Source organism: Pseudomonas sp. Z003-0.4C(8344-21), assembly GCF_900104975.1.
Lineage (GTDB): Bacteria > Pseudomonadota > Gammaproteobacteria > Pseudomonadales > Pseudomonadaceae > Aquipseudomonas > Aquipseudomonas granadensis.
Map to the genome: position 1 here is coordinate 2,270,892 of NZ_LT629756.1, position 14,664 is coordinate 2,285,555.

The 14,664-nt window shown below is 55.7% G+C and carries 9 protein-coding genes, 2 tRNA genes and 3 rRNA genes; 8 read left to right on the forward strand and 6 right to left on the reverse strand.

The window, feature by feature from the left end:
* Positions 1-9 precede the first annotated feature (9 nt).
* Complete coding sequence (locus BLU24_RS10470) at positions 10-1,818, forward strand: aminopeptidase P family protein (protein WP_093099837.1); 1,809 nt, start codon at positions 10-12, stop codon at positions 1,816-1,818.
* A 48-nt stretch (positions 1,819-1,866) separates the two neighbouring features.
* Here the strand turns inward: BLU24_RS10470 and BLU24_RS10475 are convergent, their stop codons facing one another.
* Both BLU24_RS10475 and BLU24_RS10480 read right to left on the reverse strand, forming a co-directional pair.
* Positions 1,867-2,463 (reverse strand): 2-hydroxychromene-2-carboxylate isomerase, encoded by a 597-nt coding sequence (locus BLU24_RS10475; RefSeq protein ID WP_093099839.1) that lies wholly within the window; start codon positions 2,461-2,463, stop codon positions 1,867-1,869.
* A gap of 48 nt (positions 2,464-2,511) precedes the next feature.
* Entirely contained in the window at positions 2,512-3,240 is a 729-nt protein-coding gene (locus BLU24_RS10480; protein ID WP_093099841.1) for an SDR family oxidoreductase, read from the reverse strand.
* A gap of 91 nt (positions 3,241-3,331) precedes the next feature.
* Between BLU24_RS10480 and BLU24_RS10485 the strand changes: the two genes are divergently transcribed.
* Positions 3,332-3,901, forward strand: a complete 570-nt coding sequence (locus tag BLU24_RS10485) for a TetR/AcrR family transcriptional regulator (RefSeq protein ID WP_093099844.1) — start codon at positions 3,332-3,334, stop codon at positions 3,899-3,901.
* Position 3,902: 1 nt separating this feature from the next.
* Here the strand turns inward: BLU24_RS10485 and BLU24_RS10490 are convergent, their stop codons facing one another.
* Together BLU24_RS10490 and rhtA are read right to left on the reverse strand one after the other, a co-directional pair.
* On the reverse strand, positions 3,903-4,184 hold the full coding sequence (locus BLU24_RS10490) for a hypothetical protein (RefSeq protein WP_090284785.1): 282 nt from the start codon (positions 4,182-4,184) through the stop codon (positions 3,903-3,905).
* Between the two features lie 166 nt (positions 4,185-4,350).
* The gene (rhtA, locus tag BLU24_RS10495; protein WP_093099847.1) at positions 4,351-5,238 is read right to left on the reverse strand and encodes a threonine/homoserine exporter RhtA; all 888 of its coding nucleotides are present in this window, start codon (positions 5,236-5,238) and stop codon (positions 4,351-4,353) included.
* A 616-nt stretch (positions 5,239-5,854) separates the two neighbouring features.
* Between rhtA and BLU24_RS10505 the strand changes: the two genes are divergently transcribed.
* From BLU24_RS10505 to mrdA, 6 genes are all read left to right on the forward strand, one after another.
* Positions 5,855-7,391, forward strand: a 16S ribosomal RNA gene (locus BLU24_RS10505).
* Between the two features lie 81 nt (positions 7,392-7,472).
* A tRNA-Ile gene (locus BLU24_RS10510) sits at positions 7,473-7,549 on the forward strand.
* A gap of 30 nt (positions 7,550-7,579) precedes the next feature.
* Positions 7,580-7,655, forward strand: a tRNA-Ala gene (locus BLU24_RS10515).
* A gap of 246 nt (positions 7,656-7,901) precedes the next feature.
* A 23S ribosomal RNA gene (locus BLU24_RS10520) occupies positions 7,902-10,795 on the forward strand.
* Positions 10,796-10,947: 152 nt separating this feature from the next.
* Positions 10,948-11,063: ribosomal RNA gene (gene rrf / locus BLU24_RS10525) — 5S ribosomal RNA — on the forward strand.
* Together the 16S, 23S and 5S rRNA genes with 2 tRNA genes alongside form the textbook arrangement of a ribosomal RNA operon.
* Positions 11,064-11,273: 210 nt before the next feature.
* Complete coding sequence (gene mrdA / locus BLU24_RS10530) at positions 11,274-13,166, forward strand: penicillin-binding protein 2 (protein WP_093099849.1); 1,893 nt, start codon at positions 11,274-11,276, stop codon at positions 13,164-13,166.
* A 101-nt stretch (positions 13,167-13,267) separates the two neighbouring features.
* On the opposite strand, the gene BLU24_RS10535 is transcribed toward mrdA, so the two are convergent.
* Together BLU24_RS10535 and BLU24_RS10540 are read right to left on the reverse strand one after the other, a co-directional pair.
* On the reverse strand, positions 13,268-13,672 hold the full coding sequence (locus tag BLU24_RS10535) for a lysozyme inhibitor LprI family protein (RefSeq protein WP_093099851.1): 405 nt from the start codon (positions 13,670-13,672) through the stop codon (positions 13,268-13,270).
* Between the two features lie 58 nt (positions 13,673-13,730).
* Positions 13,731-14,651: an ADP-ribosylglycohydrolase family protein gene (locus tag BLU24_RS10540; RefSeq protein ID WP_093099853.1), complete on the reverse strand. Its 921-nt coding sequence runs from the start codon at positions 14,649-14,651 to the stop codon at positions 13,731-13,733.
* Positions 14,652-14,664 lie beyond the last annotated feature (13 nt).

Below are 14,664 nucleotides of genomic sequence, written 5' to 3' on the forward strand. Positions count from 1 at the left end.
GGAGACATGATGAGTACCCAGACCTTGACCGAAGGATCGGTGCCCCAGCGCCTGGCGCACACCCGCGAACTGATGCGCCGCGAAGGCATCCATGCGTTGCTGGTGCCGTCCGCCGACCCACATTTGTCGGAATATCTGCCGGGCTACTGGCAGGGTCGGCAGTGGCTGTCGGGTTTCCATGGTTCGGTCGGCACGCTGATCGTCACCGCCGATTTCGCCGGGGTCTGGGCCGACAGCCGCTACTGGGAACAGGCGACCAAGGAACTCAAGGGCAGCGGCATCGAACTGGTCAAGTTGCAACCGGGGCAGCCGAGCCCGCTGGACTGGCTGGCCGAACAGACGCCGGAAGGTGGTGTGGTCGCGGTTGACGGTGCGGTAATGGCCGTGGCATCGGCGCGTACCTTGAACAGCAAGCTCGAAGCACGCGGGGCACGTCTGCGCACCGACATCGACCTGCTGCAAGACGTCTGGAGCGACCGCCCGAGCTTGCCGAATGCCCCGATCTATCAGCATTTGCCACCGCAGGCGACCGTCAGCCGTGGCGAAAAACTCGCCAGATTGCGCGAAACCTTGCAGGAGCGCGGGGCCGACTGGCATTTCATCGCCACCCTCGATGACATCGCCTGGCTGTTCAACCTGCGCGGCGGCGACGTGTCATTCAACCCGGTGTTTGTCTCGTTTGCCTTGATCAGTCAACAGCAAGCGACGCTGTTCGTCGCGCTGAGCAAAGTCGACGCGAATTTGCGCGCAGTGCTGGAACAGGATGGCGTGACGCTGCGCGACTACAGCGACGTTGCGCATGCTTTGCGTGACGTACCGAAGGGCGCGAGCCTGCTGGTCGATCCGGCGCGAGTGACTACCGGCCTGCTGGACAACCTCGACAGCGAAGTGAAGCTGGTTGAAGGCTTGAACCCGACCACGCTCGCCAAATCGCAGAAAAGTGAAGCGGATGCGCAGCACATCCGTCGGGCAATGGAGCAGGACGGCGCAGCGCTGTGCGAGTTTTTCGCGTGGCTGGAATCGGCCTGGGGACGCGAACGCATTACCGAATTGACCATCGACGAGAAGCTGACAGCTGCACGTGAGCGGCGTCCGGATTACGTCTCGCTGAGCTTCAATACCATTGCCGCTTTCAACGCCAACGGCGCCATGCCGCATTACCATGCCACGGAAGAAGAGCATGCGCTGATCGAAGGTGACGGCTTGCTGCTGATCGACTCCGGCGGGCAATACCTGGGCGGCACCACTGATATCACGCGGATGGTGCCCGTCGGCACGCCGACCGAAGAACAGAAACACGATTGCACACGGGTGTTGAAAGGCGTGATTGCCCTGTCGCGGGCACGCTTCCCCAAAGGCATTCTTTCACCGTTGCTGGATGCCATCGCGCGTGCGCCGATCTGGGCAGACAACGTCGATTACGGTCACGGCACTGGTCATGGCGTGGGTTATTTCCTCAACGTCCATGAAGGTCCGCAAGTCATTGCCTACCAGGCCGCGGCCGCGCCACAGACGGCCATGCAGCCGGGGATGATCACTTCCATCGAGCCGGGCACTTATCGTCCGGGGCGTTGGGGTGTGCGCATCGAAAACCTGGCGATGAACCGCGAGGCGGGCAGCAGTGAGTTCGGTGAGTTCCTCGAGTTCGAAACTCTGACGCTGTGTCCGATCGACACGCGTTGCTTGTTGCCTGCTCTGCTTACACAAGATGAGAAACAGTGGTTCAACGGCTATCACGCCGAGGTGCGTGAACGTTTAAGCCCACTGTTGGAAGGCGCTGCATTGGAATGGCTGAACACGCGGACCGCAGCCATTTAAGCGTTGACACCCGGGCGCTGTAGCCAGCGCCCGGGTGTTTGCTTTGCTTTAGAGCTGGCGCAACGCCGCTTCGACAAAATCCAATCGATCCTGTCCGAAGAACAACTGGTTGCCGACAAACATGCTCGGTGCGCCGAAAACACCGCGTTTAACGGCGGTTTCGGTATTGTCCTTGAGGGCTGCTTTGACTGTTTCGTCATTGACCAATGCCATCACTGTCTGCGGGTCGAAACCGTGTTCGATCAATACGGCCGCTACGGTTGCTGGCTCATTCAAGCTGCGTCCTTCAACCCAAAGCGCTTTGAACAGGCAGTCGATAAAAGCCTGAAAACGTTCGGGATGATGAAGCTGAATGCCCGTCACTGCGCGCATCAGCATCAGCGTATTGATCGGAAAATGCGGGTTGAATTTCAGCGGCACTGCGTAGCGTTTTGCATAGCGGTCCAGATCCTGAAACATGTAGCGACCCTTAGCCGGAATCATCGCCGGTGAGGCATTGCCGGTCGCCTTGAACACGCCACCGAGCAGCATCGGAATGTAGCGCAACTCACTGTCGGTTTCGGCGCAGATCTTCGGTAACTGGGTGTAAGCCAGATAGGTGGCCGGGCTGCCGAGGTCGAAATAGAACTCTACTGCTTTGCTCATTATCGCGTCTCTCTGCTTATTGTTATGGCGAGTGGTTATGGCGAAGGTTTACCAGCGTTCATTCCATGGGCGCAGATCCAGTTCGAAGGTCCATGCGTCCCTTGGCTGACTGTGCAGGTACCAGTAGTTCTCCGCTATGTGCTCGGGATCGAGAATGCCGTCCTGATCTTTCGTCGCGTATTTCTCGGGGAAACTGGTTCGTATGAAGTCGGTGTCGATAGCACCATCGACCACGATATGGGCGACATGGATGTTCATCGGTCCTAATTCCCGCGCCATGCTTTGCGCCAGCGCGCGAATACCGTGTTTGGCCCCGGCGAACGCAGCGAACCCCGCAGCGCCACGCAGCCCGGCGGTCGCACCGGTGAACAGAATCGTGCCGCGCTGACGGGTTACCATGCGTTTTGCCACTTCGCGGGCATTGAGGAAGCCCGAGAAGCAGGCCATTTCCCAGATCTTGAAATATTTGCGCGCGGTTTCTTCGAGAATGCTGCACGGCACGTTTGCGCCGATATTGAAGACGAAGGCTTCGATCGGGCCGAGGCGGGTTTCGATGTCTTCGATCAGTGCGACGACGTCATCTTCCTTGCGCGCATCGCAGGCGAAACCGTGGGCTTCACCCCCTTCAGCGTTGATCGCGTCTACCAGTGGTTGCAATTTGTCGGCGCTACGCCGCGTGACGCAAGCGATGAATCCCTCCCGGGTAAAACGCTTGGCAATCGCTCCGCCCGTTGAGTCTCCAGCGCCAACCACCAATACGACCTTTTTGTTATTCATGGGTGAATCCCTTTATTAAACGATCGTTAAGTGAACGAACGTTATGCTAGGATCCGGGCAACGTCAAGGTCATCGAGTCGAGGGCAAATCCATGCGCTATTCCGCCAGTCACAAGCTGGAAACCCGAGAGAGGTTATTGCAGAGCAGCGCGCTGTCGGCGAAACGCTCGGGGTTTTCAACGGTCGGCGTCGATGCGTTGATGAAAGCGATCGGCTTGAGCGGCGCGGCGTTCTACAGCCATTTTTCCTCGAAAGATGAACTGTTCACGGCGATTGTCGAACGCGAGCTGAGCCAAAGCCTTGAGCGTCTGGGCGGGGGTAGGGAGGGCGAGCAGGATCGTCAGCGATTGCAACGCTGTCTCAAACACTATTTGAGCATGACCCACGTCGAACAGCCGGAAGTCGGTTGCGCCTTGCCGGCGCTGGGCGCGGAAATCGCCCGCTCGGATGAGCAGGTGCGTGAGCAAGCGCAATTGTGGATTTGTCGGTTGCACGAGCGCTGGGCTCAGATGTTGGAAAGCGACAGCCTAGCGTGGTCGATTCTGGCGCAATGTGTCGGCGCGCTGGTAGTGGCGCGCATGCTGGTCACGCCGGACATTCAGAAAGCGGTGCTGAAGTCCAGTCATGACGAGATCGGCCGTCAGATGGCCGAACCACGCTGAGCTATTTGCAAATGACGATCATGCTGCGGCTGGTGTAGCCAGCAGGGTTGAGACCGAACGGATAATCGCCGGGCTCTTCGACGGCGTCACCGGATTTGGCAATCACCTTGTAGCCTTTCGGCAAACAGGCGTTGGCGGCACTGGCGTAGCACTTGTCCCAGGAGGACGATAGCCCCGAGCAGTTGATATGCAGCCCTTTTTTCCCGCGCTTGACTTGAGTTTCCGAAGTCGCCGCACAACCCGCAATTGCCAGGATGGCGATCAGTAGCAAAATTCGTTTCATTACCGTCCTTATAGCGGCCACGAGTCTGTCGCTCGGGTCTGCCTGTGTTCGCTACGCGTCGAGCGTTGTCCGTCCCTGTGTGAAAAAATCCATGTCTGGCATTGGGTTACCGGGCTAAACATGGCCTAAATGCGCCGCAATTGCCAGACCTTCGTCACTTGCGCATTCAATCGGCCGCGATTGCCGGTTTCGCCGCGCTGCCCATGGTCATGGTGGCGCCGACGGAAGCCAGAATAATGCACAGAATGGCCATCCATTGTGACAGCGTGAGGAATTCCTGCAGAAACAACAGGCCGGACAGCGCGCCGAAGGCCGGCTCGATGCTCATCAACGTGCCAAAGGTGCGCGCCGGCATGCGCGTGAGTGCGACCATCTCCAGCGTGTAGGGCAGGGCAGTGGACAGGACCGCGACGCCGATTGCGATCGGAATCAACGAGGGGGTTAGCAACGCTGCGCCAGCATGGACGATGCCGATCGGCGCTACGAACAGCGCGGCGATCATCACCCCGAGTGCAGCTGTCGTGACGCCATTATCGGCCCCGGCCTTTTGTCCGAACAGGATGTACAGCGCCCAGCAAACCCCTGCGCCCAGTGCATAGCCGGCGCCCACCAGGTCGATACCTACGCTGGTGGCTCCGCTGGGGATCAACAGGAACAAACCAATCGCAGCGAGGGCGATCCACAGAAAATCGATTGCCCGGCGGGAAGCATAGATCGCCACGGCGAGCGGGCCGGTGAATTCGAGGGCAACGGCAATGCCCAGCGGGACCGTGCGCAATGACATATAGAAGAGGAAGTTCATGCCGCCCAGCGCCATCCCGTAGACGATTACGGTGCGCAGCGATCTGGCCGTCAGCTTGGCCCGCCAGGGGCGCAGTATCAGCAACATGATCACACTGGCAAAGATAAGGCGCAGCGTAGTGGTGCCCTGAGCACCAACGACGGGAAACATGCTTTTCGCCAGGGAGGCGCCGGACTGGATCGATGCCATGGCGATTAATAGCAGGCCAACCGGAAACAACAGAGAGGCAAGCGATCGTGGTTGGTCATTCATTGCGTGGCATCGTCCAAAGTAAGAGCAGGAGAGGTTTATTGTTGGTATTGGGCAATATACTGCGCATTGGTTTTCGTTACGTCTATATACAGATGGCGTTTTTAACTGTTTCGATAGAAATACGAAATTACTGCTTGACGGTGGATCGGATCTGTCTATAATTCGCCCCACTTCCGGCGCAGTCGAAACGGAAAACTCCTTGAGATTCAACGAGTTAAGTAGGTTTCGGCGATAAGTGGCTTCAGTTCATCGAAGCTCGAAAGGAAGTTGAAAAAGAGGTGTTGACAGCAGCGTGTAACGCTGTAGAATTCGCCTCCCGCTGACGAGAGATCGGAAGCGCAAGTGGTTGAAGTTGTTGAAGAAATCTTCGAAAGCTTCTGAAAATAATCACTTGACAGCAAATGAGGCTGCTGTAGAATGCGCGCCTCGGTTGAGACGAAAGATCTTGACCAACCGCTCTTTAACAACTGAATCAAGCAATTCGTGTGGGTGCTTGTGGAGTCAGACTGATAGTCAACAAGATTGTCAGCATCACAAGTTACTCCGCGAGAAATCAAAGATGTAACCAACGATTGCTGAGCCAAGTTTAGGGTTTCTTAAAAACCCAAAGATGTTTGAACTGAAGAGTTTGATCATGGCTCAGATTGAACGCTGGCGGCAGGCCTAACACATGCAAGTCGAGCGGATGAAAGGAGCTTGCTCCTGGATTCAGCGGCGGACGGGTGAGTAATGCCTAGGAATCTGCCTGGTAGTGGGGGACAACGTTTCGAAAGGAACGCTAATACCGCATACGTCCTACGGGAGAAAGCAGGGGACCTTCGGGCCTTGCGCTATCAGATGAGCCTAGGTCGGATTAGCTAGTTGGTGAGGTAATGGCTCACCAAGGCGACGATCCGTAACTGGTCTGAGAGGATGATCAGTCACACTGGAACTGAGACACGGTCCAGACTCCTACGGGAGGCAGCAGTGGGGAATATTGGACAATGGGCGAAAGCCTGATCCAGCCATGCCGCGTGTGTGAAGAAGGTCTTCGGATTGTAAAGCACTTTAAGTTGGGAGGAAGGGTTGTAGATTAATACTCTGCAATTTTGACGTTACCGACAGAATAAGCACCGGCTAACTCTGTGCCAGCAGCCGCGGTAATACAGAGGGTGCAAGCGTTAATCGGAATTACTGGGCGTAAAGCGCGCGTAGGTGGTTCGTTAAGTTGGATGTGAAATCCCCGGGCTCAACCTGGGAACTGCATTCAAAACTGTCGAGCTAGAGTATGGTAGAGGGTGGTGGAATTTCCTGTGTAGCGGTGAAATGCGTAGATATAGGAAGGAACACCAGTGGCGAAGGCGACCACCTGGACTGATACTGACACTGAGGTGCGAAAGCGTGGGGAGCAAACAGGATTAGATACCCTGGTAGTCCACGCCGTAAACGATGTCAACTAGCCGTTGGGAGCCTTGAGCTCTTAGTGGCGCAGCTAACGCATTAAGTTGACCGCCTGGGGAGTACGGCCGCAAGGTTAAAACTCAAATGAATTGACGGGGGCCCGCACAAGCGGTGGAGCATGTGGTTTAATTCGAAGCAACGCGAAGAACCTTACCAGGCCTTGACATCCAATGAACTTTCCAGAGATGGATTGGTGCCTTCGGGAACATTGAGACAGGTGCTGCATGGCTGTCGTCAGCTCGTGTCGTGAGATGTTGGGTTAAGTCCCGTAACGAGCGCAACCCTTGTCCTTAGTTACCAGCACGTTATGGTGGGCACTCTAAGGAGACTGCCGGTGACAAACCGGAGGAAGGTGGGGATGACGTCAAGTCATCATGGCCCTTACGGCCTGGGCTACACACGTGCTACAATGGTCGGTACAAAGGGTTGCCAAGCCGCGAGGTGGAGCTAATCCCATAAAACCGATCGTAGTCCGGATCGCAGTCTGCAACTCGACTGCGTGAAGTCGGAATCGCTAGTAATCGTGAATCAGAATGTCACGGTGAATACGTTCCCGGGCCTTGTACACACCGCCCGTCACACCATGGGAGTGGGTTGCACCAGAAGTAGCTAGTCTAACCTTCGGGAGGACGGTTACCACGGTGTGATTCATGACTGGGGTGAAGTCGTAACAAGGTAGCCGTAGGGGAACCTGCGGCTGGATCACCTCCTTAATCGACGACATCAGCTGCTCCATGAGCTCCCACACGAATTGCTTGATTCATTGAAGAAGACGATAGAAGCAGCCCGAAATTGGGTCTGTAGCTCAGTTGGTTAGAGCGCACCCCTGATAAGGGTGAGGTCGGCAGTTCGAATCTGCCCAGACCCACCAATTTTGTGTGGGAAACGCCGGTAGAAATACGGGGCCATAGCTCAGCTGGGAGAGCGCCTGCCTTGCACGCAGGAGGTCAGCGGTTCGATCCCGCTTGGCTCCACCACTACTGCTTCTCTTGTATAAAGCTTAGAAATGAGCATTCCATCGTTGTGATGGTGAATGTTGATTTCTAGTCTTTGGCTAGATCGTTCTTTAAAAATTTGGGTATGTGATAGAAAGATAGACTGGACGTTACTTTCACTGGTAACGGATCAGGCTAAGGTAAAATTTGTGAGTTCTCTTAATTGAGAAATTCGAATTTTCGGCGAATGTCGTCTTCACAGTATAACCAGATTGCTTGGGGTTATATGGTCAAGTGAAGAAGCGCATACGGTGGATGCCTTGGCAGTCAGAGGCGATGAAAGACGTGGTAGCCTGCGAAAAGCTTCGGGGAGTCGGCAAACAGACTTTGATCCGGAGATGTCTGAATGGGGGAACCCAGCCATCATAAGATGGTTATCTTGTACTGAATACATAGGTGCAAGAGGCGAACCAGGGGAACTGAAACATCTAAGTACCCTGAGGAAAAGAAATCAACCGAGATTCCCTTAGTAGTGGCGAGCGAACGGGGACTAGCCCTTAAGTGGCTTTGAGATTAGCGGAACGCTCTGGAAAGTGCGGCCATAGTGGGTGATAGCCCTGTACGCGAAAATCTCTTAGTCATGAAATCGAGTAGGACGGAGCACGAGAAACTTTGTCTGAATATGGGGGGACCATCCTCCAAGGCTAAATACTACTGACTGACCGATAGTGAACTAGTACCGTGAGGGAAAGGCGAAAAGAACCCCGGAGAGGGGAGTGAAATAGATCCTGAAACCGTATGCGTACAAGCAGTGGGAGCCCACTTTGTTGGGTGACTGCGTACCTTTTGTATAATGGGTCAGCGACTTATTTTCAGTGGCGAGCTTAACCGAATAGGGGAGGCGTAGCGAAAGCGAGTCTTAATAGGGCGTCTAGTCGCTGGGAATAGACCCGAAACCGGGCGATCTATCCATGGGCAGGTTGAAGGTTAGGTAACACTGACTGGAGGACCGAACCGACTACCGTTGAAAAGTTAGCGGATGACCTGTGGATCGGAGTGAAAGGCTAATCAAGCTCGGAGATAGCTGGTTCTCCTCGAAAGCTATTTAGGTAGCGCCTCATGTATCACTGTAGGGGGTAGAGCACTGTTTCGGCTAGGGGGTCATCCCGACTTACCAAACCGATGCAAACTCCGAATACCTACAAGTGCCGAGCATGGGAGACACACGGCGGGTGCTAACGTCCGTCGTGAAAAGGGAAACAACCCAGACCGTCAGCTAAGGTCCCAAAGTTATGGTTAAGTGGGAAACGATGTGGGAAGGCTTAGACAGCTAGGAGGTTGGCTTAGAAGCAGCCACCCTTTAAAGAAAGCGTAATAGCTCACTAGTCGAGTCGGCCTGCGCGGAAGATGTAACGGGGCTCAAACCATACACCGAAGCTACGGGTATCATCTTCGGATGATGCGGTAGAGGAGCGTTCTGTAAGCCTGTGAAGGTGAGTTGAGAAGCTTGCTGGAGGTATCAGAAGTGCGAATGCTGACATGAGTAACGACAATGGGTGTGAAAAACACCCACGCCGAAAGACCAAGGTTTCCTGCGCAACGTTAATCGACGCAGGGTTAGTCGGTCCCTAAGGCGAGGCTGAAAAGCGTAGTCGATGGAAAACAGGTTAATATTCCTGTACTTCTGGTTATTGCGATGGAGGGACGGAGAAGGCTAGGCCAGCTTGGCGTTGGTTGTCCAAGTTTAAGGTGGTAGGCTGAGATCTTAGGTAAATCCGGGATCTTAAGGCCGAGAGCTGATGACGAGTTACCCTTTGGGTGACGAAGTGGTTGATGCCATGCTTCCAAGAAAAGCTTCTAAGCTTCAGGTAACCAGGAACCGTACCCCAAACCGACACAGGTGGTTGGGTAGAGAATACCAAGGCGCTTGAGAGAACTCGGGTGAAGGAACTAGGCAAAATGGCACCGTAACTTCGGGAGAAGGTGCGCCGGTGAGGGTGAAGGACTTGCTCCGTAAGCTCATGCCGGTCGAAGATACCAGGCCGCTGCGACTGTTTATTAAAAACACAGCACTCTGCAAACACGAAAGTGGACGTATAGGGTGTGACGCCTGCCCGGTGCCGGAAGGTTAATTGATGGGGTTAGCTAACGCGAAGCTCTTGATCGAAGCCCCGGTAAACGGCGGCCGTAACTATAACGGTCCTAAGGTAGCGAAATTCCTTGTCGGGTAAGTTCCGACCTGCACGAATGGCGTAACGATGGCGGCGCTGTCTCCACCCGAGACTCAGTGAAATTGAAATCGCTGTGAAGATGCAGTGTATCCGCGGCTAGACGGAAAGACCCCGTGAACCTTTACTATAGCTTTGCACTGGACTTTGAATTTGCTTGTGTAGGATAGGTGGGAGGCTTTGAAGCGTGGACGCCAGTTCGCGTGGAGCCATCCTTGAAATACCACCCTGGCAACTTTGAGGTTCTAACTCAGGTCCGTTATCCGGATCGAGGACAGTGTATGGTGGGTAGTTTGACTGGGGCGGTCTCCTCCTAAAGAGTAACGGAGGAGTACGAAGGTGCGCTCAGACCGGTCGGAAATCGGTCGTAGAGTATAAAGGCAAAAGCGCGCTTGACTGCGAGACAGACACGTCGAGCAGGTACGAAAGTAGGTCTTAGTGATCCGGTGGTTCTGTATGGAAGGGCCATCGCTCAACGGATAAAAGGTACTCCGGGGATAACAGGCTGATACCGCCCAAGAGTTCATATCGACGGCGGTGTTTGGCACCTCGATGTCGGCTCATCACATCCTGGGGCTGAAGCCGGTCCCAAGGGTATGGCTGTTCGCCATTTAAAGTGGTACGCGAGCTGGGTTTAGAACGTCGTGAGACAGTTCGGTCCCTATCTGCCGTGGACGTTTGAGATTTGAGAGGGGCTGCTCCTAGTACGAGAGGACCGGAGTGGACGAACCTCTGGTGTTCCGGTTGTCACGCCAGTGGCATTGCCGGGTAGCTATGTTCGGGAAAGATAACCGCTGAAAGCATCTAAGCGGGAAACTTGCCTCAAGATGAGATCTCACTGGAACCTTGAGTTCCCTGAAGGGCCGTCGAAGACTACGACGTTGATAGGTTGGGTGTGTAAGCGCTGTGAGGCGTTGAGCTAACCAATACTAATTGCCCGTGAGGCTTGACCATATAACACCCAAGCAATTTGCGTCGAACAGACCAGATTGCGGTGTGTGAAGACGAAACGAACCGAAAGTTCGATGTTCACAAAACACCGACAGCTGTCACATACCCAATTTGCTGAAGCGAGGCCATCTGGTCACGAGTCAGTACCCGAATTTCTTGACGACCATAGAGCGTTGGAACCACCTGATCCCATCCCGAACTCAGCAGTGAAACGATGCATCGCCGATGGTAGTGTGGGGTTTCCCCATGTGAGAGTAGGTCATCGTCAAGATTAAATTCCGAAACCCCAATTGCGAAAGCAGTTGGGGTTTTGTTTTGCCTGCGAAAAAGTTTCTCCGATGCATCAATTCGCTTCAACCGTCGTCATTAAAAAAACGTCCTGAAGTGACCGGGCAGTTTTTGGTATGGTGCAGCTCGTTTTTACGGACTGCTGCCATGCCCACGGATCGGCATTCATTCATGTTAAAGAGTTGCTGTAGAAATGCCTGAAGCCATCCCGATCAAGGACCACGAAAAAGAGACGCGTCTGGTCAACAAACGGTTGATTGCCTGCGCCTTGTTCGTCTTTGCCATCAGCTGCGCCCTTGTCGTGCGCCTGTACATCCTGCAAGTAGTGGAGTTCGACTACCACTCGACCATCTCGGAAAACAATCGCGTTCACGTCTTGCCAATCCCGCCGACGCGCGGTCTGATCTACGACCGCAACGGCGTGGTACTCGCCGAGAACCGTCCCAGCTTCAACCTGACAATCACCCGCGAACGCGCCAGCGACGTCAATCAAGAGCTGGACGAGGTCATCAATCTCTTGCATCTGCCCGCGGAGGATCGCGCGGTTTTCGACAAGGCGATGAAGCAATCCCGTCATCCGTTTACCCCGGTGACGCTGTTCTACGAGCTGACCGAAGAGCAAATCGCCGTATTGGCCGTCAACGAGTTTCATTTGCCGGGCATTGATGTCGAGCCGCAATTTGTCCGCGATTATCCGCTCGGGGCGCATTTTGCCCATTCAATCGGCTACGTTGGCCGGATCAACGAAAAAGAAGCCAAAACCCTGGATTCGGTCGAGTACCGCGGCACTCAATCCATTGGTAAAACCGGCATTGAGCGATTCTACGAAGCGCAGTTACATGGCCATGTCGGTTATGAGGAAGTCGAAACCAACGCTCAGGGTCGGGTACTTCGAGTGCTTAAACACACCGATCCGGTGCCGGGTAAAAACATCGTGCTCAGCCTCGACGTCAAACTGCAGGAAGCGGCAGAGGCCGCCCTGGGCGATCGCCGTGGTTCAGTGGTAGCGCTTGATCCATCGACGGGCGAGGTATTGGCGATGGTCAGTAATCCGAGCTTCGACCCGAACCTGTTCGTGACCGGAATCAGCTCCAAGGAATACTCGGCACTGCGGGATTCCATAGATCGGCCGCTGTTCAATCGCGTGTTGCGGGGCTTATACGCCCCCGGCTCGACGATCAAACCGGAGGTGGCCATTGCCGGCCTGGATGCCGGTGTCGTGACCCCGCAGACCCGTGTGTTCGACCCCGGTTACTACCAGCTCCCTGATTTCGATCACAAGTATCGCAACTGGAACCACAGCGGCGATGGGTGGGTGGACATGGATGCAGCAATCATGCGCTCCAACGACACTTACTTCTATGATCTGGCCCACAAGCTCGGTATCGATCGCTTGCACGATTACATGGCGATGTTCGGCCTCGGTGAGAAAGTCTCGCTGGACATGTTTGAAGAGTCACCCGGCCTCATGCCGTCGCAAGCCTGGAAGCGTGCTACACGGCGCCAACCCTGGTTCCCGGGCGAAACCGTGATCCTCGGCATTGGTCAGGGTTATATGCAGGTCACGCCGCTGCAACTGGCTCAGGCCACGGCGTTGATCGCGAACAAAGGAGTGTGGAACCGTCCGCACCTGGCCAAGACGGTCGATGGCGTCGCGCCGGTCGATGAGCACCCGATGCCGAACATCCTGCTCAAGGATCCGCGCGATTGGGAGCAGGTCAACCATGGCATGCAGATGGTCATGCACGACGCCCGAGGTATCGCCCGCGCGGCCGCGGCGGGTGCGCAATACCGCATCGCTGGCAAGAGCGGTACGGCGCAGGTGGTGGCGATCAAGCAGGGCGAGCGCTACAACCGCGAGAAAACCCTTGAGCGCCACCGCGACAACGCCTTGTTCGTCGGTTTCGCCCCGGCCGAACATCCGAAGATTGCCATTTCGGTAATGATCGAAAACGGCGAGGCCGGCGGTCGTGTCGCCGGGCCAGTGGTGCGGCAGATCATGGATGCCTGGTTGCTTGATCAGGACGGTCATCTCAAGCCGCAGTACGCGGTGCCGAGCAAGGCGCCGGGGGATCCGCACGTTTGATCGTTCAGTGGTCAGTGTCTGGCTGACAGCTTCGTGAGCAGGCTCGCTCGCTCCAGTGGAAGCCTTTCAACTGGGGAGCGGGTCTGTGGTTCAGAGCGGTGTCAGGCGCCCGGCACCGGGCAGCTCATGTCACCTTCTTCGCACTTCAGATACTGTTTCAACGATTCAACACGGGTTTTCGTCATGCTGGTCATGCAATTGCTGTAAATCAGCGGATAGACGCTTCCACCCGCGACGCCCGAGGCGGAGAACTTGCACTCGGTATCGCGAAACCCGATCCACGCGCGCTGCGCGCTGATTAACAGTTTCTTGCCATCCGGGTTGTCCTTCAACCGTGCCGTGATCTGCTGATACACCGTGTTCAGTTCCTTGTCCGCCGCTTTGAAATCCTGGCCTGCACACTGATTCATTGTCGCCTGATCGCTGGCATTCGCGCAGTCAACGGCGGCATGGAGGAGCGGGGAGAACAGAAACGGCGACAGAGCCAAAAGCGGGCGCGGGGACATGGTCAGATCTCGCTGTATTAAAGGGCTGGTGCCGAGCAGTGTAGCGTTTGCGCTGCGTTTATTCAGTCGGGCGAATTCGGGAAGCTGCGAGCAAACGGTCGGCTATAGCCGCAATCTCTGCACCGTCGTGCAGGGTAGCGAGCCAATGCGCAGGAATGCCCTGTACGCCGTAATAGGCGCCGGCCAACTGACCGGTAATCGCAGCAGTGGTATCGGCGTCATCGCCCAGATTGGCCGCTTGCAATATCGCTGCTGCAAAGCTGTTCGTACGCTGAAAGCACCACAGCGCTGCTTCCAGCGACTGCACGCTGTAGCCGCTGCCTTTGATATCTGCCTCGGACAGGCTGAGGTAATCGCCACGGGCAATGGCCGCGACCTTGGGCTGCGAGAAGCTGGCGGATGACAGCCGGCGCAGCTCTGCTTTGCTTGCGCCTGCAAGGGCTTTGGCGATCAAGCCAGCCAGCAACTGGCAACACTCGATGGCTTCCGGGGCGGCGTGGGTAGTTCGCGAACTGTCGGCGGCAAAGGTGTGGATCTGCTGGAGATCGGGAAAGTAAAACAGCACCACCGGAGCCAGGCGCATCAGCGAACCGTTACCAGCGCTGTATGGGTCGGTCGAGCCGGCAAAAGGGTCAGCGGTTTGCTGATAGTGTGCCAGCGCCTGACTGACGGTCGTGCCGATATCGAAACACTCACCAGTCGAGCTGAGATAACCCCACTGCCACCAATTGAGATAGCGGCCCATCTGATCAACCGCATTGAAGCCATTTTTGGTCAGCAGACTTTCCGCCAGACACAACGCCATCGAGGTGTCATCGGTCCATTGCCCGGGTTCGAGGTGGAAGGGGCCACCACCAACCATGTCGGTCAACGGTTGGAATGATCCGCGTGGTTTGAACTCAACCGTAGTACCTACGGCGTCGCCGCACGCCAGACCGAGAAGGGCACCGCGATAACGATCGGCAAGGGATGGCAGCATGACGCAATCCTTT